Origin of the sequence: Pseudomonas sp. 43A (assembly GCF_013363935.1) — a bacterium.
In the GTDB taxonomy this organism is placed as follows: Bacteria; Pseudomonadota; Gammaproteobacteria; order Pseudomonadales; family Pseudomonadaceae; genus Aquipseudomonas; species Aquipseudomonas crudilactis.
Genome location: NZ_CP054880.1, coordinates 136,973 through 162,512, shown reverse-complemented (window position 1 = coordinate 162,512; position 25,540 = coordinate 136,973). Strand labels below are relative to the sequence as shown.

Annotated in this window: 19 protein-coding genes; 7 read left to right on the top strand and 12 right to left on the bottom strand. The window is 60.1% G+C overall.

Annotated features, from left to right (window positions below; translation table 11 throughout):
* Positions 1-35: 35 nt before the first annotated feature.
* On the bottom strand, positions 36-518 hold the full coding sequence (locus HUW52_RS00715) for an acyl-CoA thioesterase (protein WP_003229693.1): 483 nt from the start codon (positions 516-518) through the stop codon (positions 36-38).
* 279 nt (positions 519-797) lie between these two features.
* Here HUW52_RS00715 and HUW52_RS00710 point away from each other — a divergent pair, with 279 nt between their 5' ends.
* Positions 798-2,561, top strand: coding sequence for a cation:proton antiporter (locus tag HUW52_RS00710; protein WP_175552716.1), 1,764 nt, complete (start codon positions 798-800; stop codon positions 2,559-2,561).
* 22 nt (positions 2,562-2,583) lie between these two features.
* Here HUW52_RS00710 and HUW52_RS00705 read toward each other — a convergent pair whose 3' ends face one another.
* The 3 genes from HUW52_RS00705 to uvrD form a co-directional block, all read right to left on the bottom strand.
* The gene (locus HUW52_RS00705; RefSeq protein WP_008078852.1) at positions 2,584-2,991 is read right to left on the bottom strand and encodes an SMI1/KNR4 family protein; all 408 of its coding nucleotides are present in this window, start codon (positions 2,989-2,991) and stop codon (positions 2,584-2,586) included.
* Positions 2,992-3,129: 138 nt separating this feature from the next.
* The gene (locus tag HUW52_RS00700; protein ID WP_064389632.1) at positions 3,130-4,005 is read right to left on the bottom strand and encodes a Tim44 domain-containing protein; all 876 of its coding nucleotides are present in this window, start codon (positions 4,003-4,005) and stop codon (positions 3,130-3,132) included.
* Positions 4,006-4,302: 297 nt separating this feature from the next.
* A complete protein-coding gene (gene uvrD / locus HUW52_RS00695) occupies positions 4,303-6,486 on the bottom strand; it encodes a DNA helicase II (protein WP_016984013.1) in 2,184 nt (727 codons plus the stop codon).
* A 257-nt stretch (positions 6,487-6,743) separates the two neighbouring features.
* Here uvrD and HUW52_RS00690 point away from each other — a divergent pair, with 257 nt between their 5' ends.
* From HUW52_RS00690 to HUW52_RS00680, 3 genes are all read left to right on the top strand, one after another.
* A complete protein-coding gene (locus HUW52_RS00690) occupies positions 6,744-9,614 on the top strand; it encodes a bifunctional diguanylate cyclase/phosphodiesterase (protein ID WP_175552715.1) in 2,871 nt (956 codons plus the stop codon).
* Positions 9,615-9,741: 127 nt separating this feature from the next.
* Complete coding sequence (gene hexR, locus HUW52_RS00685; protein ID WP_008078846.1) at positions 9,742-10,608, top strand: transcriptional regulator HexR; 867 nt, start codon at positions 9,742-9,744, stop codon at positions 10,606-10,608.
* Positions 10,609-10,761: 153 nt separating this feature from the next.
* Entirely contained in the window at positions 10,762-10,965 is a 204-nt protein-coding gene (locus tag HUW52_RS00680) for a PA3496 family putative envelope integrity protein (RefSeq protein ID WP_008078845.1), read from the top strand.
* Here the strand turns inward: HUW52_RS00680 and HUW52_RS00675 are convergent.
* The gene (locus HUW52_RS00675; RefSeq protein ID WP_016984010.1) at positions 10,907-11,869 is read right to left on the bottom strand and encodes a LysR family transcriptional regulator; all 963 of its coding nucleotides are present in this window, start codon (positions 11,867-11,869) and stop codon (positions 10,907-10,909) included. The two genes, HUW52_RS00680 and HUW52_RS00675, sit on opposite strands and share 59 nt — an antisense overlap.
* 189 nt (positions 11,870-12,058) lie before the next feature.
* Between HUW52_RS00675 and HUW52_RS00670 the strand changes: the two genes are divergently transcribed.
* Together HUW52_RS00670 and oadA are read left to right on the top strand one after the other, a co-directional pair.
* Positions 12,059-13,474, top strand: a complete 1,416-nt coding sequence (locus tag HUW52_RS00670; protein ID WP_025112637.1) for an acetyl-CoA carboxylase biotin carboxylase subunit — start codon at positions 12,059-12,061, stop codon at positions 13,472-13,474.
* Between the two features lie 11 nt (positions 13,475-13,485).
* The gene (oadA, locus tag HUW52_RS00665; RefSeq protein WP_175552714.1) at positions 13,486-15,294 is read left to right on the top strand and encodes a sodium-extruding oxaloacetate decarboxylase subunit alpha; all 1,809 of its coding nucleotides are present in this window, start codon (positions 13,486-13,488) and stop codon (positions 15,292-15,294) included.
* A gap of 198 nt (positions 15,295-15,492) precedes the next feature.
* Here the strand turns inward: oadA and HUW52_RS00660 are convergent, their stop codons facing one another.
* From HUW52_RS00660 to HUW52_RS00645, 4 genes are all read right to left on the bottom strand, one after another.
* Entirely contained in the window at positions 15,493-17,724 is a 2,232-nt protein-coding gene (locus HUW52_RS00660; RefSeq protein WP_175552713.1) for an autotransporter domain-containing protein, read from the bottom strand.
* Positions 17,725-17,923: 199 nt separating this feature from the next.
* Entirely contained in the window at positions 17,924-20,881 is a 2,958-nt protein-coding gene (locus HUW52_RS00655) for an autotransporter domain-containing protein (protein WP_175552712.1), read from the bottom strand.
* Between the two features lie 82 nt (positions 20,882-20,963).
* The gene (locus HUW52_RS00650) at positions 20,964-21,803 is read right to left on the bottom strand and encodes an amino acid ABC transporter permease (protein ID WP_016984003.1); all 840 of its coding nucleotides are present in this window, start codon (positions 21,801-21,803) and stop codon (positions 20,964-20,966) included.
* On the bottom strand, positions 21,800-22,621 hold the full coding sequence (locus HUW52_RS00645; RefSeq protein ID WP_016984002.1) for an ABC transporter substrate-binding protein: 822 nt from the start codon (positions 22,619-22,621) through the stop codon (positions 21,800-21,802). The genes HUW52_RS00650 and HUW52_RS00645 overlap by 4 nt, the downstream gene beginning before the upstream one ends.
* A gap of 113 nt (positions 22,622-22,734) precedes the next feature.
* Between HUW52_RS00645 and HUW52_RS00640 the strand changes: the two genes are divergently transcribed.
* Positions 22,735-23,634, top strand: a complete 900-nt coding sequence (locus tag HUW52_RS00640; protein ID WP_016984001.1) for a homocysteine S-methyltransferase family protein — start codon at positions 22,735-22,737, stop codon at positions 23,632-23,634.
* Between the two features lie 98 nt (positions 23,635-23,732).
* On the opposite strand, the gene HUW52_RS00635 is transcribed toward HUW52_RS00640, so the two are convergent.
* Genes HUW52_RS00635 through HUW52_RS00625 form a run of 3 tightly spaced genes read right to left on the bottom strand, consistent with a single transcriptional unit; the run spans position 23,733 to position 25,497 of the window.
* Positions 23,733-24,404 carry a GNAT family N-acetyltransferase gene (locus HUW52_RS00635; protein ID WP_175552711.1) on the bottom strand — a complete coding sequence of 224 codons (672 nt, stop codon included), beginning with the start codon at positions 24,402-24,404 and terminating at the stop codon, positions 23,733-23,735.
* A 12-nt stretch (positions 24,405-24,416) separates the two neighbouring features.
* A complete protein-coding gene (locus tag HUW52_RS00630; protein ID WP_175552710.1) occupies positions 24,417-24,863 on the bottom strand; it encodes a GNAT family N-acetyltransferase in 447 nt (148 codons plus the stop codon).
* A 10-nt stretch (positions 24,864-24,873) separates the two neighbouring features.
* Complete coding sequence (locus HUW52_RS00625; RefSeq protein ID WP_026000519.1) at positions 24,874-25,497, bottom strand: FMN-binding negative transcriptional regulator; 624 nt, start codon at positions 25,495-25,497, stop codon at positions 24,874-24,876.
* Between the last annotated feature and the right edge of the window lie 43 nt (positions 25,498-25,540).

The window sequence follows — 25,540 nt, the reverse complement described above, 5'->3', positions numbered from 1 at the left end:
TGCTCGCGAAAGCGGTCATCCGATCGCTATAAATCTCAGGCGTCGCCCTTGATTTCCTGATAGCGCTTCTCCAGCTCCTGGCGAATCTGCCGACGCTGCTGCGCCTGCATGTAGCGACGCTTGTCTTCACTGTTCTGCGGTTGCAGCGGCGGCACTGCGGCCGGCTTGCGCTGGTCATCCACCGCAACCATGGTGAAGAAGCAGCTGTTGGTGTGGCGCACCGAACGCTCGCGAATGTTTTCGGTGACGACTTTGATGCCGACCTCCATCGACGTGTTGCCAGTGTAGTTGACCGAGGCGAGGAAGGTCACCAGTTCGCCGACATGAATCGGCTCGCGGAAAATCACCTGATCCACCGACAGCGTTACCACGTAGCGGCCGGCATAACGGCTCGCGCAGGCGTAGGCCACTTCGTCGAGGTATTTGAGCAGGGTGCCGCCGTGGACATTGCCTGAGAAGTTGGCCATGTCGGGGGTCATCAGTACCGTCATCGACAGCTGGGCGTTTCCGGGTTCCATAACGTTCTCACGGATCAAGGCTGATTTCTGGAAGCACCTCTGCGGGTGCCTGGTCACTTTTCAAAAGCACCGTTATCGGGACGCCGGGCGACTGGCCGCCGTCACGCCGGAATCGATCTGTTTCCATATATTGCACCGCCTTTCAGGCGGAAGTCGCGGTGTTACCCTGCAAAAGCCCGCCTCAAGGGCAATTCCCACACGAAAAGCGGATTTTTACCTAGCTCGCTCAGACATTTCTGACGTCTGCTCGCGAGCCTCGTCATCCAAGGAGCCCACGCCATGCATGCCATCAGTTTTATTCAGGACCTGGCAGTGATCATGTTGGTCGCAGGTGTGGTGACCGTGTTGTTCCACCGCTTCAAGCAGCCGGTAGTGCTTGGCTATATCGTCGCTGGCTTCATCATCGGTCCGCACACACCGCCGTTCGGCCTGATCCACGACGAAGAAACCATCAAGACCCTCGCTGAACTCGGGGTGATATTCCTGATGTTCTGCCTCGGGCTGGAGTTCAGCCTGCGCAAGCTGTTCAAGGTCGGCGCCACGGCGTTTATCGCGGCGTTTCTCGAAATCGTGCTGATGATCTGGATCGGCTACGAGATCGGCCAATGGTTTGACTGGAACACCATGGACTCGCTGTTCCTAGGCGCGATTCTGGCGATTTCCTCGACCACCATCATCGTCAAGGCGCTCAATGACCTGAAGATGAAGAACGAGCGCTTTGCTCAGTTGATCTTCGGTGTGCTGATTGTTGAAGACATCCTTGGCATCGGCATCATTGCGCTGCTATCCAGCATCGCGGTCAGCGGTACGGTCAGCTCCGGCGAAGTGTTTTCCACTGTTGGCAAGCTGTCGTTGTTCATGATTGTCGCGTTGGTCATCGGCATTCTGTTGGTGCCGCGCCTGCTGGCTTACGTAGCAAAATTCGAAAGCAACGAGATGCTGTTGATCACCGTGCTCGGCCTGTGTTTCGGCTTCTGTCTGCTGGTGGTCAAACTCGAATACAGCATGGTGCTCGGCGCGTTCCTGATCGGCGCGATCATGGCTGAGTCGCGGCAATTGCTGAAGATCGAGCGCCTGATTGAACCGGTCCGCGACCTGTTCAGTGCGATTTTCTTCGTCGCCATCGGACTGATGCTTGATCCGCTGATTCTGCTGCAATACGCGTGGCCGATTGCGGTGATCACCGTAGCCGTGGTGCTCGGCAAGATGTTGTCCTGCGGCCTCGGGGCCTTTATCGCCGGCAATGACGGACGCACCTCGCTGCGTGTGGGAATGGGTCTGTCACAGATTGGCGAATTTTCCTTCATCATCGCCGCACTGGGCATGACCCTGCAGGTGACCAGCAACTTCCTTTATCCGGTCGCTGTGGCGGTGTCGGTGATTACGACGTTGCTGACGCCTTATCTGATTCGCGCGGCTGATCCGCTGTCGATCAAGCTGTCGGCGGCGGTGCCCAAGCCTCTAGGCCGTGTACTGGGCATGTACGGCGAATGGCTGCGCAGCATCCAGCCGCAAGGCGAGGGCGCGATGCTGGCGTCGATCATCCGCAAGATCCTGCTACAGGTCGGGGTCAATCTGGCGTTGGTGATTGCGATCTTCTTTAGCGGGGCATTTTTCGCTGCGCGCCTCTCGGCTTGGCTACAGGACTGGATCAGCGATCCGAGCTGGCAGAAAGCGTTGATCTGGGGCGGGGCGTTGCTGGTGTCGCTGCCGTTTTTGATTGCGGCGTATCGCAAGCTCAAGGCGTTGTCGATGCTGCTGGCGGAGATGGGCGTGAAGCCGGAGATGGCCGGGCGTCACACGCAGCGAGTGCGTCGGGTGATCTCCGAAGTGATCCCGATCCTCTCGCTGCTGGTGATTTTCCTGCTGTTGGCAGCCTTGTCGGCCAGTATTCTGCCGACCAACAAGTTGCTGGTGCTGATCGCCGTGGTCGCGGCCGCCGTGGCGGCGTTGCTCTGGCGCTGGTTCATCCGCGTGCATACGCGGATGCAGGTGGCGCTGCTGGAAACCCTCGACAACCATAAAGAGTCGTCGGGGCATTGACTGCCGGGGGGTATCTGGCTGATCAGCTTTCCAGCCAGACGTCCCGCGCCCAGTGCCACACCGATTCCCAGGACTCTTCGGTGATCAGCTCTTCTTCGCCGGACCACAGCACCACGGTGCCGTCTTCTTCGACGCAGTAGTAGTTCTCACCGTCCTGGCAGATCGGGATCAGGTCACGCGGTACGCCGATGTCCCACGCATTGGCCGCGACATCCGGCAGATAGGTGTGCGATTGCGGGTCGGTGACAGTCACCGGCTCGAGGCTGCCGTAAACCACATCGCTGACGGTCAGCAAAAACTCTTTGAAGACAAACGGGATGTTGATGAAGAGCTCTTCTTCGACTTCCACCAGTTGGTCTTCGTCAGGCAATTCCAAAGGAACCGGCACGGGTTCGTTGGCTTCACGCAGTTGTTCGATGATTTCTTCCACGTCCGGGATCCTCTTGCTTGAATGGCGCGGTTTATATGGGCCGGTTTATACAGTAGCTCGCTATAGATGCAACCGCGAAATAGAAAACCCCAGCCGAGGCTGGGGTTTTTTATTACGGCAGGTGACGCCTGGAAGTGATCAGCCGTTCTGGCGGATACCGGCAACCAGCCAAGGCTGGTTCTCGCCCTGCGGACGTTCCATGTTCCAGCTTTCGCTGAACACTTCGCCCTGGTCGAAGCGCGAGGACTTCGACACACCGTTGAAAGTCAGGGTGGCGATGGTCTTGTCGGCACGGTCATCGACGCCATCCAGTTGCACCTGGAGGTTGTCGATGTAGGTCGACTGGAACGCGTCGCCCAGATCCGCACGCTCACGCTTGAGGAACTCGAGCATTTGCGGGGTCACGAACTCGGCGATCTTGTCCATTTCGTTGGCATCCCAGTGCTGCTGCAGCGACTGGAAGTGGCTGCGTGCAGCTTCAAGGAAGCTCTGCTCGTTGAACCACGCCGGCGCGTTGATCACCGGACGGGCGGCAGCAGGTGCAGCCGAACCACCGAAGATCGAACCCATGGCAGCAGGCTTCTGCTCGAACACTTCACGCTGCATCGGCGCGCCGGCGGGAGCGAACTGCTCCTGTTGCTTGCGTCGACGTGCGGCGATGAAGCGGAAGATCACGAACGCGATCACGGCCATTATCAGGATGTCGAAGATCTGCATGCCCTGGAAGCCGCCGCCCATGAACATGGATGCGAGCAGGCCACCGGCGGCGATACCGGCCAGAGGGCCGAGCCATTTCGAAGCACCGCCGGCCTTGGCCGCAGCGCCTGCGGCACCGGCAGCACCTGCGGTGGCAGCGGCACCGCCCACGCCTGGAGAGGAAGGAGCCATCTGGCTGGTCTGGTGCGTCGGCGCAGCGCCGGCGCTTTTGCCACCACCAAAGCGCTTGGCGTTGGCGTCGAGGCTCATCGTCAGGCCGATGCACAACGCCATGGCGATGCTAAGAAAACGTTTCATAAAGGGAATTCCCGTTTGTGGAGACACGCGCGCCATGTTGCACAGCTGAAGTGTTACTGGCTAGCGAGAGAGTGTTTCGGGCTTTTGCCTGACAGGTCGCGTTCAGCTTCGCGAGGCAATCAGCCTATGTACTTTTGTCTGTAGGAAAAGGAGATAGGTTCAGCGGGATTATTGGCTCAGAACACCGAGCCCTGTGGGAGCGAGCCTGCTCGCGAACGCCGCACCGCGGTCTATCAGATCAACCGCGGTGATTTCATTCGCGAGCAGGCTCGCTCCCACATAAATGCAAAATCGGCGTCAGATCGCTTCCAGCTTGGCGTAACCGAGCATCAGCCACTTGCTGCCTTCGCTGAAGTTCACCTGCACTCGCGCCTGTGCGCCAGCACCCTCAAAGTTGAGGATCACACCGTCGCCAAAGACCGAATGACGCACCGCCTGACCAAGGCTGAACCCCGTTTCCGGAATTTCGCTGCCGCTGAACAGGTTGCTGCCGCTCATCGACTGATTGCCGCCGAACGGTCGGCTGACGCTATTCGACAAGCGCACTTCCTGAATCAGGCCTTTCGGTACTTCTCGTACGAAACGCGAAACCTTGTTGTAGGTTTCGCTGCCGTACAGGCGTCGGGTTTCCGCGTAGGTCATCACCAGATTCTGCATCGCCCGGGTAATGCCCACGTAAGCCAGACGCCGCTCTTCTTCAAGGCGCCCGGGTTCTTCCAGGCTCATCTTGTGCGGGAACAGGCCTTCTTCCATGCCCACGAGGAACACGTAAGGGAATTCCAGGCCTTTGGCGCTGTGCAGGGTCATCAACTGAATGCTGTCTTCGTGCTCGTCGGCCTGGGTGTCGCCGGCCTCCAGCGAAGCGTGGCCGAGGAATGCCGCCAGTGGCGTCAGTTCTTCGTCTTCTTCGGTGTTCTCGAAGTTGCGCGCGGCGCTGACCAGTTCCTCAAGGTTTTCTACCCGTGCCTGGCCTTTCTCGCCTTTTTCCGCTTCGTGGTAGGCAATGAGGCCGGATTGCTCGATGACGGTTTGCGTCATCAGGTGCAACGGCATTTCCATGCACTTGGCGGCGAGATTCTCGATCAGCTCGATGAACGCACCCAGGGCACCGGCCGCGCGACCGGTCAGGCCTTTGTTGGCGACCAGTTGGCGCATCGCTTCCCACATCGACACATCGCTGTGGCGCGCGTGATCGCGGATGGCTTCGACGGTTTTTTCGCCGATGCCGCGGGCCGGCACGTTGATCACCCGTTCCAGTGCGGCATCGTTGCCGCGACCTTCGAGCAAACGCAGGTAGGCCATGGCGTTCTTGATTTCCGCACGCTCGAAGAAGCGCTGACCACCATAGATGCGGTACGGAATGCGCTCGCGGAGCAAAGCTTCTTCGAGAACGCGTGATTGGGCGTTGGAACGGTACAGAATCGCGATATCGCTGCGGGCCAAGCCGGTTTTCAGCGCGCTTTCGATGGTTTCGACAACGTAGCGTGCTTCGTCGTGTTCGTTGAATGCGGCGTACAGATTGATTGCTTCGCCGTCGCCACCGTCGGTCCACAGCTCTTTACCGAGGCGGCCAGTGTTGTTGGCAATCAGGGCGTTGGCGGCCTTGAGGATGCCGGCGGTGGAGCGGTAGTTCTGCTCCAGACGAATGGTCACCGAATCCGCGAAGTCGGAAGAATACTGATGAATGTTTTCGATCTTCGCGCCGCGCCAGCCGTAAATCGACTGATCGTCGTCGCCGACCACCATCAGGCTGTCGCCGCCCTTGCCGAGCAGGCGCAACCAGGCGTACTGCACGGCGTTGGTGTCCTGGAATTCGTCCACCAGAATATGGCGGAAGCGCTTTTGGTAGTGCGCCAACAGGCCCGGGTGATCGCGCCACAAATCGAGGGCACGCAGCAGCAGTTCGGAGAAGTCGATGACGCCGGCACGCTGGCACGCCGCCTCGTAGGCCTCGTAGATGCCGCGCATGGTCGCCAGGTACAGATCGCCGCTGGCTTGAATGTGTTGCGGACGCAGACCTTCGTCTTTCTGGCCGTTGATGAACCACTGCGCCTGACGCGCCGGCCAGCGTTGCTCGTCGAGACCGAGCTCGCGGATCACCCGCTTGACCAGCCGTTGCTGGTCGTCGCTGTCGAGAATCTGGAAGGTCTGGCTCAGGCCCGCTTCCTGCCAGTGCGCCCGCAACAAGCGGTGCGCCAGGCCGTGGAAGGTGCCGACCCACATGCCCGCCGGGTTGATGCCCAGCAACTGCTCGATGCGATGACGCATCTCCGCAGCGGCCTTGTTGGTGAAGGTCACCGACAGAATGGAGTGGGGCGAGGCGTTTTCGACCTGGATCAACCAGGCGATACGGTGCACCAGCACTCGGGTTTTACCGGAGCCAGCACCGGCCAGGACCAACTGACGGCCAACGGGGGCTGCTACGGCCTGGCGTTGGGCATCGTTGAGGGAATTCAGCAGAAGGGAGAGATCATCGCGCATCGGGGCATTCTAGGGTGCGCCGCAGGCCCGGGCAAACCGAGCTTTGCATTAGCCGATGAAACTCCTGCCGATGACGACCGGTCGGTCACTGGCTACAGGCATCGGCCCGCCGCGCTCCAAGGGTTTCGCGGGTGGCAAAGGGCGGAAAAGTTTCGCTGAAATTGTGATCTGGAGCAGTTTGGCAACGGGAGCTGCTTGTGTATGCTCCGTCCACGTTTCGGGCGCACGCCCTCCTTATAAGAACAAGAACGTTGCCCATGACCCTCAGCTCTGAACTGTCGGGCCCCTCTGTGGAACCCCGGGTTATCCGCAAGCACTATGCCGTCGAAATGGCGGTCGAGCGCACGCGTCTGCTGTATCAGGGCTCGTTGTTGCCCACGCTGTTCATGTTGATCAATGGTCTGGTCTGCGCCGGTTTGCTCTGGAGCCCGCAGCGTTACTTCGTGGTCAGCGTCTGGCTGGTGTGGTTGCTGTCGCTGGTGGCGCTGCGGGTGATTCAGGTCGCCGCGTTCGATTCGGCCATCCCGGATCGGCAGGCGCAACCGATCTGGCGACGGATGTTTCTGCTCGGCTCGACCATGACCGGCCTGACTTTGGCTGGCGCCGGCATCGCCCTGGTGCCCGCCGACAACTTCATGCAGCAGGCCTGGGTGTTCGGCCTGATCGGCGCCGCGACCCTGTCGGCCAGCGTCGCCTATGCGGTGAGCCTGCCGGCGTTTCTGTCGTTTACCTTGCCCTGTTTGTTGCCGGCGATCGGTTATCTGTTCTGGGGCGGCGATGAGCAGGCGCGCGGCTGGGGCTGGCTCGGGTTGATCCTGCTCGGCTCGCTGAGCGTGGTGGCGTGGCAGGTCAATCGGCTGATCGATCGCGGTTTACTGCGGCGCTTCCAGAATCAGCACTTGATCGAACACCTGCAGCAGACTCAGTCGCGCAGCGAACAGCTCAATCAGGAACTGGCCAAGGAAATCGATCATCGCCGCTGCGCCGAGGGCAAGCTGCGCGAAGCCCAGGTCGAACTCGAAGACCGCGTGGCCCAACGCAGCCGAGAACTGGATGCAGCCAATCAGGCCCTGAGCAAAAGCGAAGCGCGGCTGGCGCTGGCGTTGAAAGCCAGTGAGCTGGGGCTGTGGGACTGGAATTTGCAAACCGACGAAGTCCACCACACGCAGATTCAGGAACTGTTCGGCCTCGCTCCGGAATACGTCACGGCGCTCCTGCGCGACCTCAAGCCACGCCTGCATCCCGACGATTTGCCGACGCTGAAATACGCGTTGATCGAGCATTTGAAGGGCCGCACCGAGGACTACCAGATCGAATACCGCGTGCGTCACAGCGATGGCCACTGGGTGTGGATCGAAGACCGTGGCCGCGCGGTAGAACGCAGCGACAGCGGGCGGGTGATCCGCATGGTCGGCACCCGTCGCGACATCAGCGCCAGCAAAAGCCTCGAAGAACAGCAACGTCTGGCGGCGACGGTGTTCGAAGCGGCCAGTGAAGGCATCGTGATTCTCGACCCGAATTACGCGCTGATCGCAATCAATCAGGCGTTCAGCCGGGTCACCGGTTACGACATCGAGGACATGCTCGGGCGCAACGTTGTCGAGTTGCCGTGCAGCCGTGATGCGCGCCGCCATTACGTGGCGATCCGTCATGCACTGGAGCAGCACGGCAGTTGGCAGGGCGAACTGGTGGAAACGCGCAAGAACGGCGAACTGTATCCGCAGTGGCTGCAACTCAATGCGGTGCGTGATGGTCGGGGAAATGTCAGTCATATCGTCGGTTTCTTCGCCGATCTTTCGGCGCGGCGTGAATCCGAAGAGCGCATGCGTTACCTGACCCATTACGACGAACTGACCGGTCTGGCCAACCGCTCACTGTTCCGCGAACGCTTGCATGAAGCGCATCAGCGCTCCCGTCAGGGCCGGCGCAGTCTGGCGCTGCTGCACATCAATCTCGATCGATTCAAATTGCTTAACGACAGCCTTGGCCATGAGATTGCTGACCAGTTACTGCAGAAAATGGCGCGCCGCTTGGTCAACGCCTTGCCGGAAGCGGACACCATCGCGCGGTTGTCCGGCGACGAGTTCGCCGTGCTGTTCGATGCCTACGGCAATCTGTCGAGTCTGGCCCGGGTGGCCACGCGCTTGTCGACCAAACTGCGCTTGCCGCTGACCGTGGAAGGCCATGAACTGGTGGTCAGCGCGTCGATGGGCATCAGCATGTTGCCGGACAATGCGCGGGAGATTTCTGCGCTGGTCAGCCAGTCGAACATGGCCATGCAGCATGCCAAGCACCTCGGCGGCAATAACTTCCAGTTCTACACCGAAAGCCTGCAGGCCAGCACCCTTGAGCGCTTGCAGCTGGAAAACCAGTTACGCAAAGCCATCGAAGACAAGCAACTGAAAGTGTTCTATCAGCCCAAGTTGTGCCTGGAAACCGGACGCTTGAATGCGGCGGAAGCGCTGGTGCGCTGGGATCATCCGACCATGGGCCGGGTGCCGCCGGGGGATTTCATCGGGCTGGCGGAGGAAACCGGTTTGATCGGGCCGATCGGCGAATTCGTCCTGCGTCAGGCGTGCTGGCAGGCCTGCGAGTGGCAGCGCCAGGGGTTGGAGCCGATCCGCGTTTCGGTGAACCTGTCGGTGCATCAATTGCGGCAGGGCAAGCTGGTCAGTCTGGTGCGGCAAGTGCTGGAGGAAACCGGGCTGGCGCCGCACTACCTCGAACTGGAGCTGACCGAAAGCCAGTTGCTCGACAGCGTCGAACACATCATCGCGACGTTCCAGCAACTGCGTGATCTAGGGGTGAAACTGGCCATCGACGACTTCGGCACCGGCTATTCATCGCTGAGTTACCTCAAGCGCATTCCGGTGGATTACGTGAAGATCGATCAGGCATTCATTCGCGGGTTGGGTGAGGGCAGTGAAGATGCGGCGATTACCCGCGCGATCATTGCCATGGCTCACGGGCTGTCGCTGAAAGTAGTGGCTGAGGGCGTCGAGCGACAGGATCAGCTGGAGTTTTTACGCGCCGAGCGTTGCGATGAGGTGCAGGGTTATCTGATCAGCCGCCCTGTGGAAGCTGCCAGTCTGGCCGGGCTTTTGCGCGATCAGGAAAAACCGCTTTAAGGGCTACATGCACCTCATCGCGCCTGATATGGGGACATCGAGTTACGCATTGAGCAGGCAAAAAGCCAATTCATGTAGTATAACTACAAGCGTGCTACATCCTTGCCCATAAGAAGAGTCCAGCCCCTTGAATCTGCTGCAACACATCGCCCAGTCACGTCACCTGTTACGCAAGTCGGAGCTCAAGGTCGCCGACCACGTGCTGCTTGACCCTGCGGCGGTGATGCACAGCTCCATGGCCGACCTGGCCCACAGCGTCGGCATCAGTGAGCCGACCATTGTGCGCTTCTGTCGCGCCATCGGTTGTTCCGGTTTTCAGGATCTCAAACTCAAACTGGCGCAAAGTCTGGCTGCCGGTGCCAGCTTTGGCCAATTCGCGATCCATGAGGACGACTCGGTCGCCGACTACAGCCTGAAGATTTTCGACACCACGTTGCACACCTTGATGGAGGTTCGCGAGAAGCTCGACCCGATCGAGTTGCAGCGTGCGGTGACGCTGATGTCGCAGGCGCAGCGGGTCGAGTTCTACGGCTTTGGTGCGTCGGGTGCAGTGGCAGCAGATGCGCAGCACAAGTTCTTCCGTTTGCTGCTGACGGCGGCGGCGTATTCCGATCCGCACATGCAGGCGATGTCAGCGGTAACCTTGAAGCCGACCGATGTGGCGATCTGCATTTCGCAGTCCGGGCGTTCCAAGGATTTGCTGATCACTGCCAATCTGGTGCGCGAGAGCGGCGCGTCGCTGATTACCCTGTGCCCGAGCCAGACTCCACTGGCCGAGTTGTCGACCGTCAATCTGGCGATCGATGTGCATGAAGACACCGAAATCTATACGCCGCTGACCTCGCGTATCGCGCACCTGGTGGTGATCGATGTGCTGGCGATGGGCGTTGCCATGGCGCGCGGGCCGAGCCTGGTCAACCACCTCAAGAGCGTGAAGCGCAGTCTGCGCAGCCTGCGCTTGTCGCCGAAAGCGGCAAAAGCCCTCGACGATTAAGAGCAAAAGATCGCAGCCTGCGGCAGCTCCTACACGGTCAATGTAGGAGCTGCCGAAGGCTGCGATCTTTTGCTTTCTTGCCGGCAACTTTCATCAAACCGTCATCCCCCACGCCTATCGTGAAACTCCCGTAATCGCCTTGGGAGACTCGAAATGGCTCAGCCTTACGAAGAACGCAACAGCGCCGCGAAAACCCGTCGTCAGCAGGAAGACCAGCGCCGCATGGAATTCCGTCGCGCTATCGAAGATCGCTTCGAACTCCGCCAGCTTCAGGCCGAAATCGGCGACTTTCCCGAGATCACTCACTGGCAGGCAGCACCCGCAGCTTCCCGTCGAAGCGCTCAACCAGCGCGCTGATCTGCACGCGTTCGCTGCGGATAAACGCCAGGAAGGCGTGCGCCACCGGTGACAAGCGTTTGGCCTTGGCCTGCACCAGGCACCAGCTACGCAATAGCGGCAATTCCTCGACCGGTAGCTCGACGAGTCCGCCGGTCGCCAGCTCCAGGTTCAGGGCGTGGCGCGTCAACAGCGCCAGGCCCAGACCCGCCTGCACACATTCACGTTGTGCTTCGGCCGAGGCCACTTCCTGGGTCTGGGTGAAGTGCACGCGTTTCTCTTTGAAATATTCCTCGCACGCCAACCGCGTCCCTGAACCGGGTTCGCGAATCAGCAGCGTGTAAGGCTCAAGATCTTGCAGACGCAGTGGCCCCATATGCGCCAACGGGTGATCCGGGCGCGCCACGGCAACAATCGGGTTGTTCAGGAACGGCAGGAATTCCAGGCCCATGTCCTGCGGCACCATCGACATGATCACCAGATCGTCGCGGTTGTCCGAAAGCCTGCGAATCACCTGGCCACGGTTGACCACGGTCAGTTGCAGATTCACTTCCGGGTGCTGACGTTTGAACGCGGCGAACAGGTGCGGGACGAAGTATTTGGCGCTGGACTCCACTGCGAGTTTCAGCTGACCTTGCAGCGAGCCTTGCATGTCTGACAGCTGCATATCGAGGTTTTCCAAGCGGCCGAAAATGTCCCGGCTGGCGCGCTGAAGTGCTTCGGCAGCCTCGGTCATGTAGAGTTTTTTGCCGACATAATCGAATAATGGCTGCCCGATCAGCTCTTCGAGCTGACGAATCTGTAGGCTGACGGCTGGCTGTGTGAGTGACATTTCCTCGGCTGCGCGGCTGTAGGAGCGTAAATCACACACTTCGTTGAAAATCTGCAATTGGCGCAATGTCATACGCATCAAGGACTTACGCATTTTTACAGGCTCTGACGGCTGGCGGATGTTTCAACTATAAGTCTTTACTTATGCCTAACCCAATTTTTATTCATTTTTGTTAATCCCTCATGAGCGCTAGTGTGGACCTGCGACTAAATTGAAACATTTGGTCACGCGTCGACCTGGGTCTAGCAGGTCGTGGTGCCACCGGCTCAAGGGAACCTCCAAGTGATAACAAAGATCCTGATCGCCAACCGTGGTGAGATTGCCGTACGAATCGTGCGAGCCTGCGCCGAAATGGGCATTCGCTCGGTTGCGATTTTTTCCGACGCCGACCGTCATGCGTTGCATGTGAAGCGTGCGGATGAGGCCCACAGCATCGGTGCCGAGCCACTGGCCGGTTACCTGAACCCGCGCAAGCTGGTGAACCTCGCCGTCGAAACCGGTTGCGATGCACTGCATCCCGGTTACGGTTTCCTCTCGGAAAACGCCGAGCTGGCTGATATCTGCGCCGAGCGCGGGATCAAATTCATTGGCCCGTCGGCAGAAGTCATCCGCCGCATGGGCGACAAGACCGAAGCGCGCCGCAGCATGATCAAGGCTGGCGTACCAGTCACGCCGGGCACCGAAGGCAACGTGGCCGACATCGAAGAAGCCTTGGCCGAGGGCGACCGCATCGGTTACCCGGTGATGCTCAAAGCCACCTCCGGTGGTGGCGGTCGCGGTATCCGTCGCTGCAACAGCCGCGAAGAGCTCGAACAGAATTTCCCTCGGGTGATTTCCGAAGCGACCAAGGCCTTCGGTTCTGCCGAAGTGTTCCTCGAAAAATGCATCGTCAATCCCAAGCACATCGAAGCGCAGATTCTCGGCGACAGCTTCGGCAACGTCGTGCACCTGTTCGAGCGTGATTGCTCGATCCAGCGCCGCAACCAGAAACTCATCGAAATCGCCCCGAGCCCGCAATTGACCCCGGAACAGCGCGCCTACATCGGCGACCTGTCGGTACGTGCGGCGAAGGCTGTTGGTTACGAGAACGCCGGCACCGTGGAGTTCCTGCTCGCCGAGGGCGAGGTGTACTTCATGGAGATGAACACCCGGGTGCAGGTGGAACACACCATCACCGAAGAAATCACCGGGATCGACATCGTCCGCGAGCAGATTCGCATCGCCTCCGGTCTGCCGCTGTCGGTGAAACAGGAAGACATTCAGCACCGTGGTTTCGCGTTGCAGTTCCGCATCAACGCCGAAGACCCGAAGAACAACTTCCTGCCGAGCTTCGGCAAGATCACCCGTTACTACGCTCCCGGCGGTCCGGGCGTGCGCACCGACACAGCGATCTACACCGGCTACACCATTCCGCCGTTCTACGACTCGATGTGCCTGAAACTTGTTGTGTGGGCACTGACTTGGGAAGAGGCGATGGACCGTGGTCTGCGGGCGCTGGACGACATGCGTCTGCAAGGCGTGAAGACCACCGCCGCGTACTACCAGGAAATCCTGCGCAACCCGGAATTCCGTAGCGGCCAGTTCAATACCAGCTTCGTTGAAAGCCACCCTGAACTGACCAACTACTCGATCAAGCGCAAACCCGAAGAGCTGGCCCTGGCCATCGCCGCCGCCATCGCCGCCCACGCAGGCCTGTGAGGAATACAACAATGTCCAAGAAGATCTTTGTCACTGACACCATCCTGCGCGACGCTCACCAATCGCTGCTCGCCACCCGCATGCGCACCGAAGACATGCTGCCGATCTGCGACAAGCTCGACAAAGTCGGCTATTGGTCGCTGGAGTGCTGGGGCGGCGCGACGTTCGACGCCTGCGTACGCTTCCTGAAAGAAGACCCGTGGGAGCGTCTGCGCCAACTGCGCGCGGCACTGCCTAACACGCGTCTGCAAATGCTCCTGCGCGGCCAGAACCTGCTGGGCTACCGCCATTACAGCGACGACGTGGTCAAAGCCTTCGTCGCCAAAGCTGCGGTCAACGGCATCGACGTGTTCCGCATCTTCGACGCGATGAACGACGTGCGTAACCTGCGCGTGGCCATCGAAGCAGTGAAAGCCGCCGGCAAACATGCCCAGGGCACTATCGCTTACACCACCAGCCCGGTGCACACCATCGATGCGTTTGTGGCACAAGCCAAGCAAATGGAAGCCATGGGTTGCGACTCGGTGGCGATCAAGGACATGGCCGGTCTGCTGACCCCGTACGCCACCGGTGAACTGGTTCGCGCACTGAAAGCCGAGCAGTCGCTGCCAGTGTTTATCCACTCGCACGATACTGCCGGTCTGGCGACCATGTGCCAGCTCAAGGCAATCGAAAACGGTGCCGATCACATCGACACCGCGATCTCCAGCTTCGCGTCGGGCACCAGCCACCCGGGCACCGAGTCGATGGTCGCGGCGCTCAAGGGCACCGAGTACGACACCGGTCTGAACCTTGAGCTGCTGCAAGAGATCGGCTTGTACTTCTACGCCGTGCGCAAGAAGTACCACCAGTTCGAAAGCGAATTCACTGCCGTCGACACCCGTGTGCAAGTCAACCAGGTGCCGGGCGGGATGATCTCCAACCTCGCCAACCAGTTGAAAGAGCAGGGCGCGCTGAACCGCATGGCCGAAGTGCTGGCGGAAATCCCGCGTGTACGTGAAGACCTCGGCTTCCCGCCGCTGGTGACCCCGACTTCGCAGATCGTCGGCACTCAGGCGTTCTTCAACGTGCTGGCCGGCGAGCGCTACAAGACCATCACCAACGAAGTGAAGCTCTACCTGCAAGGCGGCTACGGCAAGGCGCCGGGCGTGGTCAACGAGAAACTGCGTCGTCAGGCGATCGGCAGTGAAGAAGTTATCGATGTACGTCCGGCCGACCTGCTCAAGCCGGAAATGACCAAGCTGCGTGCCGACATTGGCGCACTGGCCAAGTCCGAAGAAGACGTACTGACCTTCGCCATGTTCCCGGACATCGGTCGCAAGTTCCTCGAAGAGCGTGCCGCCGGCACCCTGAGCCCTGAAGTGCTGCTGCCGATTCCTGAAGCTGGCGGAGTGACAAAAGCGGGCGGCGAAGGCGTACCGACCGAGTTCGTCATCGATGTGCACGGTGAAACCTACCGCGTCGACATCACCGGTGTCGGCGTCAAGGCTGAAGGCAAGCGTCACTTCTACCTGTCCATCGACGGCATGCCGGAAGAAGTGGTGTTCGAACCGCTCAATGAATTCGTCAGCGGTGGCAGCAGCAAACGCAAGCAAGCCTCGGCACCGGGCCACGTCAGCACCACCATGCCGGGCAACATCGTCGATGTGCTGGTCAAGGAGGGCGACACCGTCAAGGCCGGCCAGGCTGTGCTGATCACCGAAGCAATGAAGATGGAAACCGAAGTCCAGGCAGCGATTGCCGGCAAGGTCACCGCGATTCATGTGGCCAAGGGGGATCGGGTCAACCCGGGCGAAATTCTGATCGAGATCGAAGGCTGAGATAACCGCCGCGATTCAACGCTTTAAACCTCGGGGGGGCATGTGCTCCCCTTTTTTTTCATGTGGAGTTTGTGTGCATCACATGAGGCCTATGTGGGAGCGAGCCTGCTCGCGAAGAGGAGTGTCAGTCGATATTTATTCAACTGACAGATCGCATTCGCGAGCAGGCTCGTTCCCGCAGTGACGATGTTCAATCCATCAGAACGCCATGCGCCATTGGCCCATCACGCCGTGGGTGCGGCTGTCAGTGGCCATCTCACCGGTGAGCCCAACACCGACCGTGTGATTGGCAGACAGCCCGAGATCAATGCCTGCATCCAAGGCCAGGCTGTTGCGATCCAGCGCGGCACCGGCAACCTCAAACCGCTTGCCACCCTTGACCAGTTGCTGGCGGGTGTCGCTTTCAATCTCGCCAAAGGTGTGTTTCCAGCCGGCACTGAATCGCGGCGTCAACGTCATGCCGTTATCCAGCCGGTTGATTTTCGCCGTACGCAGACCGAAGGTGCTGCTGAGGTTGTCGCGGGTTTGCCCAAAGACTTTCAGCGCCGCATCTCCACCTTTTTCGCTGTAGCTGTCGCGCTGGTAGCGCTGATAACCGACGCTGGCGAACGGTTCGAGCGTCGCGTTGTGCCGGCCAACATTGACCGCCAGTTCGGCAAAGGCTTGCTGAGTGTTGGCGTCGTAATTGCCCTTGAGTCGATCGCTGAACCCGTTGAAGGCCACCCGACGTTTGCTGTCGCCGTCATGGCTGGCGTATGTCGCCCCGAGACGCAGTGAGAATGGTCCGTCCTGACGCACGGCGTAGGCACCGAGGTGCCAGCTGTCGAGGTCGCCATCGTATTGCCGAGCGTCCAGTCTGGTCTGCGATTTACCGCCGATCAGGCCGATATGCCATTGCTCATCGAGCCGCCAGTCGGCGCCCATGACCAGACCTTGGGTGGCGTGTTTCAGGGTGCTGTCGAAGTCGCGGTCGACCTTGCCGCCATGGCCAAGCGCCTGAATCCACACGCGCCCTGAATCGGCAGCGCCGGCGGCCTGACGCGGTGAGTTGCCTGAGCTGTAGGCAGAGCCGTAACGGCTATTCAGTTGCTGCATCGCCGAGAGCATGCTCGCGCTTACGGGAGTGATGCTGCTCAACGTGGCTTTGGCGAGGTTGGCGTTGCTGCCGGCGGCGAGTTGTTCGAGGGCGACCGGTGCGGTGGTTTTGTCGCTGGTCAGAAGCGCGGCGACTGCTGCGTTTGCAGGTTTTATTGGCGCAGGCGCGGGCTGTTCGGCGGACTCGTTGACTTGCGCAGTAAGAGGTTCGTCCGGCATTGGCGATGGGACGGACTCTGCAATGGGAGTCGGCGCTGAAGTCGGAACAGGAACAGGAACAGAAATTGGAGCTGGTGCAGACGCCGTCAATGGCGTTGGCGCCGCTGATGGCGCAGGTGCTGTTGGATCGACAATGCTTTCGGCAACTCCACGAGCGTTGTTTGTCGTGGCAGCGCTCGAAAGCGACTCACCGTTACGGGCGTAAGTCAGCCCGACGGACTTTTTGTTGTATTGCGGTGTGGCTGTCATGAAGGCGAGGTCGTTCACAATTGCGCCGAATTTACCTTCTACGCTGCCAGCTTCGATGATTTTGTACTGGCGACTTGATGGGTACTCCCCCGGAGTAGCGACAATTCTCAGGGTGGCATCGTCAAGCTTGGCTGCACCATCGACCTTGATCGTCTGACTGCCGACGGGACTGACTTCATAAGCCAGTTCGGCGTTTGGGGAAAAGCTCAGGTTGCCTTTCACCCTCGGACTGCCGTGCAACTCATTGACCGTGAGCAGGCCATTCACGTGCAGATTTCCTACCGTACCCTTGCCCGCAAAACTGCCGCCTTTCTCTACTTGTACGTTGCCCTTGATACTTCCCTTGTTGAAAAGCTTGCCGGCGCTAATCGCGCCTCCCTCGATGGCGCCCAGGTTTGTCAGCGTACCGCTGGGCTCTACCAGCACACCTTCCTTGAAGTCTCCCTTGCTGCTGAGCGTCCAGTCTCCCTGGACGAGATGCAATCCATTGAGATTACGGGTGTCTTTTAACGTGCCGCCGTTAGAGGCATTCACTACCAATACGTTTTCCCCCTCGCCGCCATCTAACCGCCCGCTGACGGTGGCGCCGTCATTGAGAACGATCAAATCGTTGAGTGCTGCACCTTGGAAAATACTTTCGGGTGTATTGAGCACGATGGGCACAGTGTTTTTATCGCCAATGAAACGCTGAATCCTTTCGAGAGCCTCCTGATATGACCCGATTTCTGGCAGCTCCGGCACGTTTATGTCGGGGAGTGACTCGGCTACGTCAGGCTGCTGCTGAGCGCTGGCAAGCTGTAAGCCGCCAAGTGCCAGCGCAACGGCTAGAGCCAAGTATTTTGGTGCGAATTTGTGTTGTACAGACATTCAGTAGGATCTCTTTTAATAAGAGACCCAACTCTATTGATGCCCCGAAAAATCCGATGTCGGCTGCTTCCCGCAGGCTTGCAGGCGACATCGCATCGTTTTGTAGAAAATGACCCTCAGACCCGCAACCAAGCCTTTTACTCGGCTGCAGCGTTCCCTTTTCCTACAGCCAATCAAGACCCCGCCGGCTGTTCAACCCTCAAAAACTCATCTGCCACTGCCCGATCAAGCCGTGATTGCGACTGTTGCTGCCGATCTCACCGCTGTATCCCACACCCAATGTGTGCCACGCCGAGATCCCTACATCCAGCCCGGCCTCCAACACCAGACTGTCGCGATCCAGCGAGCTGCCATCGACACTGAACGCCGTGCCGCCGGTCACAAACGCCTGACGGGTCGAGCTGCCGACATCGCCGTAGGTGTGTTTCCAGCCAGCGGCCATGCGCGGAGTCACGCTCATGCCATTGTCGAGGCTGCTCAGGTGCGCCAGGCGCAGGCCGAAGGTACTGCTGAAGTTGTCCTGGGTCTGGCTGTCGACTTGCAGCGCGGCGGCGCCGCCTTTTTCCTTATAGCTGTCGCGGTGGTAACGCTGATAACCGAGGCTGGCGAACGGTTCGGCGCTGAGGCGGCCGCTGCCCATGGCGTAGCCGAGTTCGGCGAAGGCTTGCTGACTGTTGGCGTCGTAGTCGCCTTTCGGGCGGTCGCTGAAACCATTGAAGGCGATGGTGCGTTTGCTTTCGCCCTGATGGCCGCTGTACGCCGCGCCGAGACGCAGCGAGATCGGGCCGTTTTGATGTAACGCGTAGACGCCGGCGTGCCAGCTCTCGACGTTGCCGTCGACGCCGGTCGCGTCCAGATCGGTTTTCGAATAGCCGCCCAGTACGCCCAGGCGCCACGCCGGACTCAGTGTCCAGTCGGCGCCCAGCACGCTGCCCTTGGTGCGTTGCTCCAGACCGCTGCTGCCGTGTTCACCATCGAGTTTGCCGTAGCCGCCAATGCCTTGCAGCCAGAGGCGGCCGCGCGCGTTCGGATCATTCAGATTGCGCGCTTCGGACGGCACGCCATTGGCTGCCAGCACGGGGGTGTCGCGTTGATCGAGACCGACCATCAAACCCGGGCTGCCGCCCATTTTCTGCATCGCCGAAAGCATGCTGCTGCCGACCTGACTGCTGGCGCCGAGTGTGGCGCTGGTCAGGTTGGCGTTGCTGGCGCCGGCCAGTTGTTCGATCGCCGCGCCAGCGCTGCTTTGGCTGGTATTGAGCAGGGCGTTGTACAGCGCGTTGTTTTTACCGATCGAGGCCAGGCTGTTAGCGGCGTTGCTGCCGTTGCCGGTCATGGCGAACTCATTGAACGCCACGTCATTACGGGTGTAGGTCAGGTCGACCTGAGTCGGCGTGTAGGCAAGGGTCGGCGTCAGGAATGCATAGTCGCTGCTGACCTTGCCGAAGATGCCGTTGACCTGTGCCGCTTGCAGCACGGTGTAGTGGCTCTGCCACGGATACGTGCCGCTGCCGGGATTCACCGCGAGGGTTGCGCCGTTGAGATTGGCGATGCCGCCGACCTGTACCGGCGCGCTGCTGCCATCGGCATTGACGCCGTAGGCGAGGGTGGCGGCGCTGCCCATGTTCAAGTCGTGAACGATTGTGGCGCGGCCGAGTGCGGTGTCCGTGCGCAACGTGCCGTTGACGTTGAGATTGCCCACCGAACCGCCGCCGGCATACACACCACCAGCGTCGACGCTCAGGTTGCCGGCGATGCTGCCTTGGTTGATCAGGGTCGCGCCGTTGCGCACTGCGCCGCCGTCGCTGAAATCATCATGGCCGGTCAGCGTCCACGCGCCTTGCCTGACCTCCAGCCATTCGAAATTGCGACTGGCGCCGAAACTGCCACCGGCCGCGTCATCCATCACCACACGGTCATAACCGCTGCCGCCGTCGACCACCCCGACAAAGCGACTGCCGTTGCGCAAGGTCAGATTGTCGTTGCCGGCACCCAGATCCAGCGCCAGGCCATTGCTGCCACTGATCGTGCCGCCGTTGATGACGCTGTCGGCGAACTCGCCGACGAATTTCACGCCGAACCCGTTGAGGCCTTGAATGGTGCCGAAGTTTTCCAGTGTAGTCGTCGCCAGCCCCGAACCGCCGCTGCCATCGTCGACCAGAATGGCGCTGTCGGCACCGCTGATCAGTGCACTACTGGCGTTGAGAATGTAGCCACCACCGAGGGCGATACCTTCGCTGCCATTGGCGAAACCGCCCTTATCCACACCGCCGGCACCGATGCCCTGAATGGTCCCGTAGTTTTCGATGTGGGCAACCTTGTCGATGTCCACGCCATCGCCATCACCGTTCGCTTGCAAGCCTGAGTAAGCGCCAGTGATGGTGCCGTAGTTGATCACCGTGCCATCGCCGTCGGAACCGAACCCGGAACCATTGCGGCCGGTGACCTGCCCGTAGTTGATCAACGTCGCGCCCAGATCGGTGGTGATGCCATGCCGGCCACCGGAAATTACCCCATAGTTGGTCACGCTGACGCCGCTCGCGGAGTCAATATCGATGCCATCGAACTTCTCGTCGGCATTGTGCGAATCACCGGTCGAAATCTCGCCGTAGTTGCTGATCGTCGCATTCGCGCCGGTCTTCATGCCGTCACTGGCGTCGCCGCGAATCAGCCCGCCAGCGCGGTTGATGATGGTGGTTTTCACGCCGGCACTGCGCAGCGCATCGAGGTCCAGACCTTGGCCCGTGGTTGAGCGAATCACGCCGCTGTTGTCGATCAACAGGCTGCCGCTGACGAAGTTGCTGTCGATGCGCAAAGCATCGTTGGCGCCGAGAATCTGCCCGCCGCTGCGGTTATAGATTGTGTAGTTGCGCGGCTGGGTCAGGTCGCCACTGCTGTCGATGGCCCGGCCACCGCTGGAAACGATTTTGCCGGCGTTGTCGATCACCACACCGGCACCGCTGGTCTTGTCTTTCAGGCTCACGGCCTTGCCGCTGTTGGTGATGCTGCCCGGCGCCGAAATCGTCAACGTGTCGCTGCCACCGAGCGTTTGTGCTGCCGTGGTGGCGGTGTCGATCTGCACGGTTTTAGCGTTTGCAGATGTAGCAGCGATCAACAGGGCAATGGCGAGGGACAGACGCTGGGGCGGAAACGGCATGGTCGGACGGCCTTTTTGTTATAAGCGGGCCGTCCTGTATAGCGAAGGGTTTTTACAGAATGATGTCTTTTAGGTGATGAGATCACTGATCTCGACGCACGTAAGCCTTGCCGTAATGCCGCTCCATCCGCGCCTGAATCAACTCCAGCCCGATCGACATCAGCCAGTAGATGATCGCCGCCGTCGTCAGCATTTCGATGTAGCGGTAGCTTGAGCGCCCGTATGACTGCGCGAGAAACATCACTTCCCAGACGCCCATCACCGAGATCAGTGACGAGTCCTTGAGCATCGAGATGAACTGGTTGGTGGTGGGCGGGATGATTGTGCGCATGGCTTGCGGCAGGGTGATGCGCCAGAAAATCACGGTCTCGCGCATCCCCAAGGCCAGCGAAGCTTCGCGCTGGCCATGGTCGACCCCGAGGATGCCGGCGCGGAAGATTTCGCTGAGATAGGCGCCATAGTTCAACGACAGGGCAATGATGCCCGCGACGATGGCGCCAGGCACGATGCCCAGTTGCGGCAAGCCGAGGTAGATCAGCAGGATCTGGATGAGCAGTGGCGTGCCGCGAAAGAACGAGGTGTAAAAACTGGCGATGCCGAACGCCACGGCGCTTTTCGACAGGCGTGCCAATGCCGTGATGAAGCCCAGCAGGGACGAGGCGACAATCGAGCACACACAGAGGAAAAGCGTCAGCGCCGCACCCTGCAAGAAACCGTTGGGCGCCAGGTGCAGGCCGACCAGATTGGGCAGCTTGTCGAGGATGATCGAGAACTTCAGGTCGAAGCTCAGGAAGAACCCGGCAAACAGGCAGAACAGCGCTGCCCAGGTCAGATACAGCCGCGTACGAAAACCGAACAGCCGTTGCAGGCGTGATTCAGCCACCGGTTGTGGTGGCTGTGGCGGTGTCGGGAAAGAAGTCATTGGCTGATATCGGCGCCGATCCATTTTTGCGACAGCTTGCTCAGGGTGCCGTCCTGTTTCAGTTGCGCGAACACCTCGCGCACTTTGGCATCCCATTGCGCGTCACCCTTTTCGATGGCCACCGAGTTCGGTTCCGAATACAGCGGCGCACCGGCCAGTTTGAAGCGTTTGTCTTGGTTCAGGCGTGGCTGCGCGGTGACGAGGTTGGTGAGGATCGCATCCAGGCGCACGCCGGCGCCCAGGCCCAAGTCCTGGAAGGCGACGTTGTCGGTGTCGTACGGCGCGATCTGCACATCGTCGAACGGGTACTGCAGCTGCGTGTCTTCGGCGCCTTCAATGACCAGGTTCTTGTTCAGATAGCTTTCGTAACTGGAAGCGCTGGTGAGGCCGACTTTTTTGCCACTCAGATCCTTGGCGTCGTGGATCCGCTCATCCTTGGCGTTGACCACGATCACTGCCGGCGACGCGTAGTACTCGACCGGGAAATCGAACACTTCGGCGCGGGCCTTGCTCGGTGTCATCGAGCAGATGCAGATGTCGTAGCGCCCGCTCCAGCGGCCGGCGGCAATGACGTCCCAGGACGGCGTTTCCAGTCGTAGCTTGACGCCCAACTTGTCAGCCACGGCCTTGGCGACGTCCACGTCGAAGCCATCGAGCTGGTTCTGGTCATTGAGAAACGAGAACGGTGGATAGCTTTCCATCAGCACACCGACCAGTTCTTTCTTTTGCTCGATACGCTCCAGCGTCGTGCCAGCAAAGGCTTGCGTGGAGGCGGCCAGAATGGTCAGGCCCAGGGCCAGTAGCGGTTGAAATTTCACAGTCGATCCCTGGGTAAAAAAGAGGTTGTTTTTAACGGAATGGTGCGTATTAAATAGTTATAAGAACGACTCTGATAGTGAGTTATTTTCATAAGCATATGAGTGAAAAGCATATGGGCGCAGGCAGCACGATTATTCTCGATGGCGGCATGGGCCGTGAATTGCAACGCGCCGGTGCGCCATTTCGTCAGCCGGAGTGGTCGGCGCTGGCGTTGAGCGAAGCACCGCAAGCGGTTGAGGGGGTGCATGCCGCTTATATCGCCAGCGGCGCCAATGTGATTACCACCAACAGTTATGCCGTGGTGCCGTTCCATATTGGCGAAGAGCGCTTCGCCGCTGAAGGGCAGGCGCTGGCAGCGTTGGCCGGTGAGCTGGCGCGGCGTGCGGTGCAAGCCTCGGGGAAATCCGTGCGGGTGGCCGGCTCATTGCCGCCGCTGTTTGGCTCCTATCGTCCGGATCTGTTCGAGGCCGCACGAGTAACCGAGTTGCTGACGCCCTTGGTCAATGGCCTGACACCGCACGTTGATCTGTGGCTGGCGGAAACCCAGAGTTCGATCATCGAGGCGCGAGCCATCCACACCGGATTGCCGAAGGATGGCAAACCGTTCTGGTTGTCGTTCACCTTGAAGGACGAAGACACCGACGAAGTGCCGCGCCTGCGCTCTGGAGAGCCTGTCGCCGAGGCCGCGGCGGTGGCGGCTGAGTTGGGTGTCGAGACGTTGTTGTTCAATTGCAGTCAGCCAGAAGTGATCGGTGCCGCGATTGATGCCGCGCGTGAAACCTTCGAGCGTCTGGGGGTGACGATAAACATTGGTGCTTACGCCAATGCGTTTCCGCCGCAGCCAAAAGAAGCCACGGCCAACGATGGACTCGATCCGCTACGCGAGGATCTGGATCCGCCGGGTTACTTGCACTGGGCGATTGATTGGCAGCAGCGCGGTGCCAGCCATTTGGGCGGTTGCTGCGGGATCGGGCCGGAGCACATTGCGGTGCTTGCGCAAAAGCTGGGGTGAACAACAGATCAGAAGATCGCAGCCTGCGGCAGCTCCTACATGGGATTGATGTTCACCTTGTAGCTGCCGAAGGCTGCGATCTTTTGCTTTTTACATAATCAGGAACGGCACTCGACCAACCCTTTCATCTGCCCGTCGGGCGTCTGATTTTCATCGGACAGCCACCGCTCAAAACCTGCCGCAATCGCCGGCCACTCGCCATCCAGAATCGAGTACCACGCGGTGTCGCGGTTCTGCCCCTTGACCACCATGTGCTGGCGAAACACACCCTCAAAACTGAAACCCAGACGCTCGGCGGCGTATTTGGAGCGGGCGTTGCCGTTGTTGCATTTCCATTCGAGGCGGCGGTAGCCGAGGTCGAAGGAGTGTTTGGCCAGCAGGTACACCGCTTCGGTGCTTCTCGGCGAGCGCTGCATCGGCGCGCCGAAGGTGACGTGGCCGATTTCGATACGGCCCTGGGCCGGGACAATCGACATCAGGCTGAGGATGCCTTGTACCTGATTGGTTGAGCGATCAACGATGCTGAAGAAATACGGGTCGCTGGCGGCCGCGTGGTTGTTCAGCCAAGCGTCGAAAACGTTGCGTTCCGGGAACGGGCCGTAGGGCAAGTAATCCCAGAGTTTCGGGTCGGCGCCCGGGCCTTCGAGGGCGGCGAACAGCTGGTCGCCGTGGCGTGCCGGATCGAGTCGTTCCAGGCGAATGAAACGGCCTTCGAGCAGTGTGGCGCTAGGGGCAGGGACGCCTTTCCAGTCAGCGAGTGAAGCGGTCATGCGTGCGTCTCCTTAAATGGCTTTGCGAAACTGGATGAAGCCCGGGCGTTCGGCGATACGCTCGTAGAGCTGAATCGCGGTGGCGTTGGTTTCGTGGGTCAACCAATGGACTTTGCAGCAGCCGTCAGCCTTGGCGGTGGCATAGACATGTTCGATCAGCAGACGGCCGATGCCGGTGCCACGGGTTTGCGGCATCACCAGCAGATCTTGAAGGTAGCAGGAATTTTCGATGCTCCAGTTCGAGCGATGGTAGATGTAATGCACCATGCCCACTGCTTTGCCGTCGGCCCAGGCCAATGCCGCGTGGGTCGGTTCACTTGGGTCGAGAAAGCGCTGCCAGGTACTGTCGGTTACAGCGTCAGGCAGTTCGGTGTTGTAGAACTGCAGGTAGGCCTGCCACAGCGGCAGCCAGGCGGCGTGGTCGTCGGCGCTGACCGGGCGAATATCGATCTGACTCATGGGAATTTCCTTAGCGCATCAATCGGGCGAGGGTTTGATCATTGATTTCCGGGCTGGCTGCGAGGCCTTCGCGCACGCCGGCAATGTCTTCGGCACTGCGGTTCTGGCTGAGCTTGCGTTTGCCTTCGAGACGGTCGATGGGAATGGCGAAACCGACAATCGCCTTGAGCATGCCGTCGATGTAATCGGCGGGCGCATCGGCGACAGACCACGGTTGCGCGCGGCCCGCTTCGTGACGGTCGGTGAGGGTGCTGACGATGTCGAGCAGGCGTCCGCCGTCGCTGAAAGTTTCGGCGTGGCCATAGGCATGCACGGCGATGTAGTTCCAGGTCGGCACGACTTTGCCGTGCTCGGCCTTGCTCGGATAAAAACCCGGGCTGACGTAGGCATCGGCGCCGGCGAAGATCAGCATGGCTTCGGCACCGTCGCGCAAGTCTTTCCACTGCGGGTTGGCGCGGGCCAGGTGCCCGTACAGCGTGCCGTACTCGCCTTGTTCGCAATGCAGCAGCACCGGCACATGGCTGGCCTGCAAGCCACTTTCGCCATGGGTCACCAGAATGGCGAGGCGGGTGGCGAGAATCAGTTCGTGCAGTTGGGACAGGTCTTCGATGGCAAAGGCGCGTGGCGTGTACATGGACAGATTTTCCTTGGCGAATGCCAGCATCGTAGGCAGGCTA

Excerpts from the sequence above, each read along its gene's own strand:
- HUW52_RS00715 (WP_003229693.1), bottom strand. The coding sequence starts at position 518 with ATGGAACCCGGAAACGCCCAGCTGTCGATGACGGTACTGATGACCCCC.
- HUW52_RS00690 (WP_175552715.1), top strand. The coding sequence starts at position 6,744 with ATGACCCTCAGCTCTGAACTGTCGGGCCCCTCTGTGGAACCCCGGGTT.
- HUW52_RS00675 (WP_016984010.1), bottom strand. The coding sequence starts at position 11,869 with ATGCGTAAGTCCTTGATGCGTATGACATTGCGCCAATTGCAGATTTTC.
- HUW52_RS00710 (WP_175552716.1), top strand. The coding sequence starts at position 798 with ATGCATGCCATCAGTTTTATTCAGGACCTGGCAGTGATCATGTTGGTC.
- oadA (WP_175552714.1), top strand. The coding sequence starts at position 13,486 with ATGTCCAAGAAGATCTTTGTCACTGACACCATCCTGCGCGACGCTCAC.
- HUW52_RS00635 (WP_175552711.1), bottom strand. The coding sequence starts at position 24,404 with ATGACCGCTTCACTCGCTGACTGGAAAGGCGTCCCTGCCCCTAGCGCC.
- HUW52_RS00680 (WP_008078845.1), top strand. The coding sequence starts at position 10,762 with ATGGCTCAGCCTTACGAAGAACGCAACAGCGCCGCGAAAACCCGTCGT.
- HUW52_RS00700 (WP_064389632.1), bottom strand. The coding sequence starts at position 4,005 with ATGAAACGTTTTCTTAGCATCGCCATGGCGTTGTGCATCGGCCTGACG.
- HUW52_RS00655 (WP_175552712.1), bottom strand. The coding sequence starts at position 20,881 with ATGCCGTTTCCGCCCCAGCGTCTGTCCCTCGCCATTGCCCTGTTGATC.
- HUW52_RS00630 (WP_175552710.1), bottom strand. The coding sequence starts at position 24,863 with ATGAGTCAGATCGATATTCGCCCGGTCAGCGCCGACGACCACGCCGCC.
- uvrD (WP_016984013.1), bottom strand. The coding sequence starts at position 6,486 with ATGCGCGATGATCTCTCCCTTCTGCTGAATTCCCTCAACGATGCCCAA.
- HUW52_RS00640 (WP_016984001.1), top strand. The coding sequence starts at position 22,735 with ATGGGCGCAGGCAGCACGATTATTCTCGATGGCGGCATGGGCCGTGAA.
- HUW52_RS00660 (WP_175552713.1), bottom strand. The coding sequence starts at position 17,724 with ATGTCTGTACAACACAAATTCGCACCAAAATACTTGGCTCTAGCCGTT.
- HUW52_RS00625 (WP_026000519.1), bottom strand. The coding sequence starts at position 25,497 with ATGTACACGCCACGCGCCTTTGCCATCGAAGACCTGTCCCAACTGCAC.
- HUW52_RS00650 (WP_016984003.1), bottom strand. The coding sequence starts at position 21,803 with ATGACTTCTTTCCCGACACCGCCACAGCCACCACAACCGGTGGCTGAA.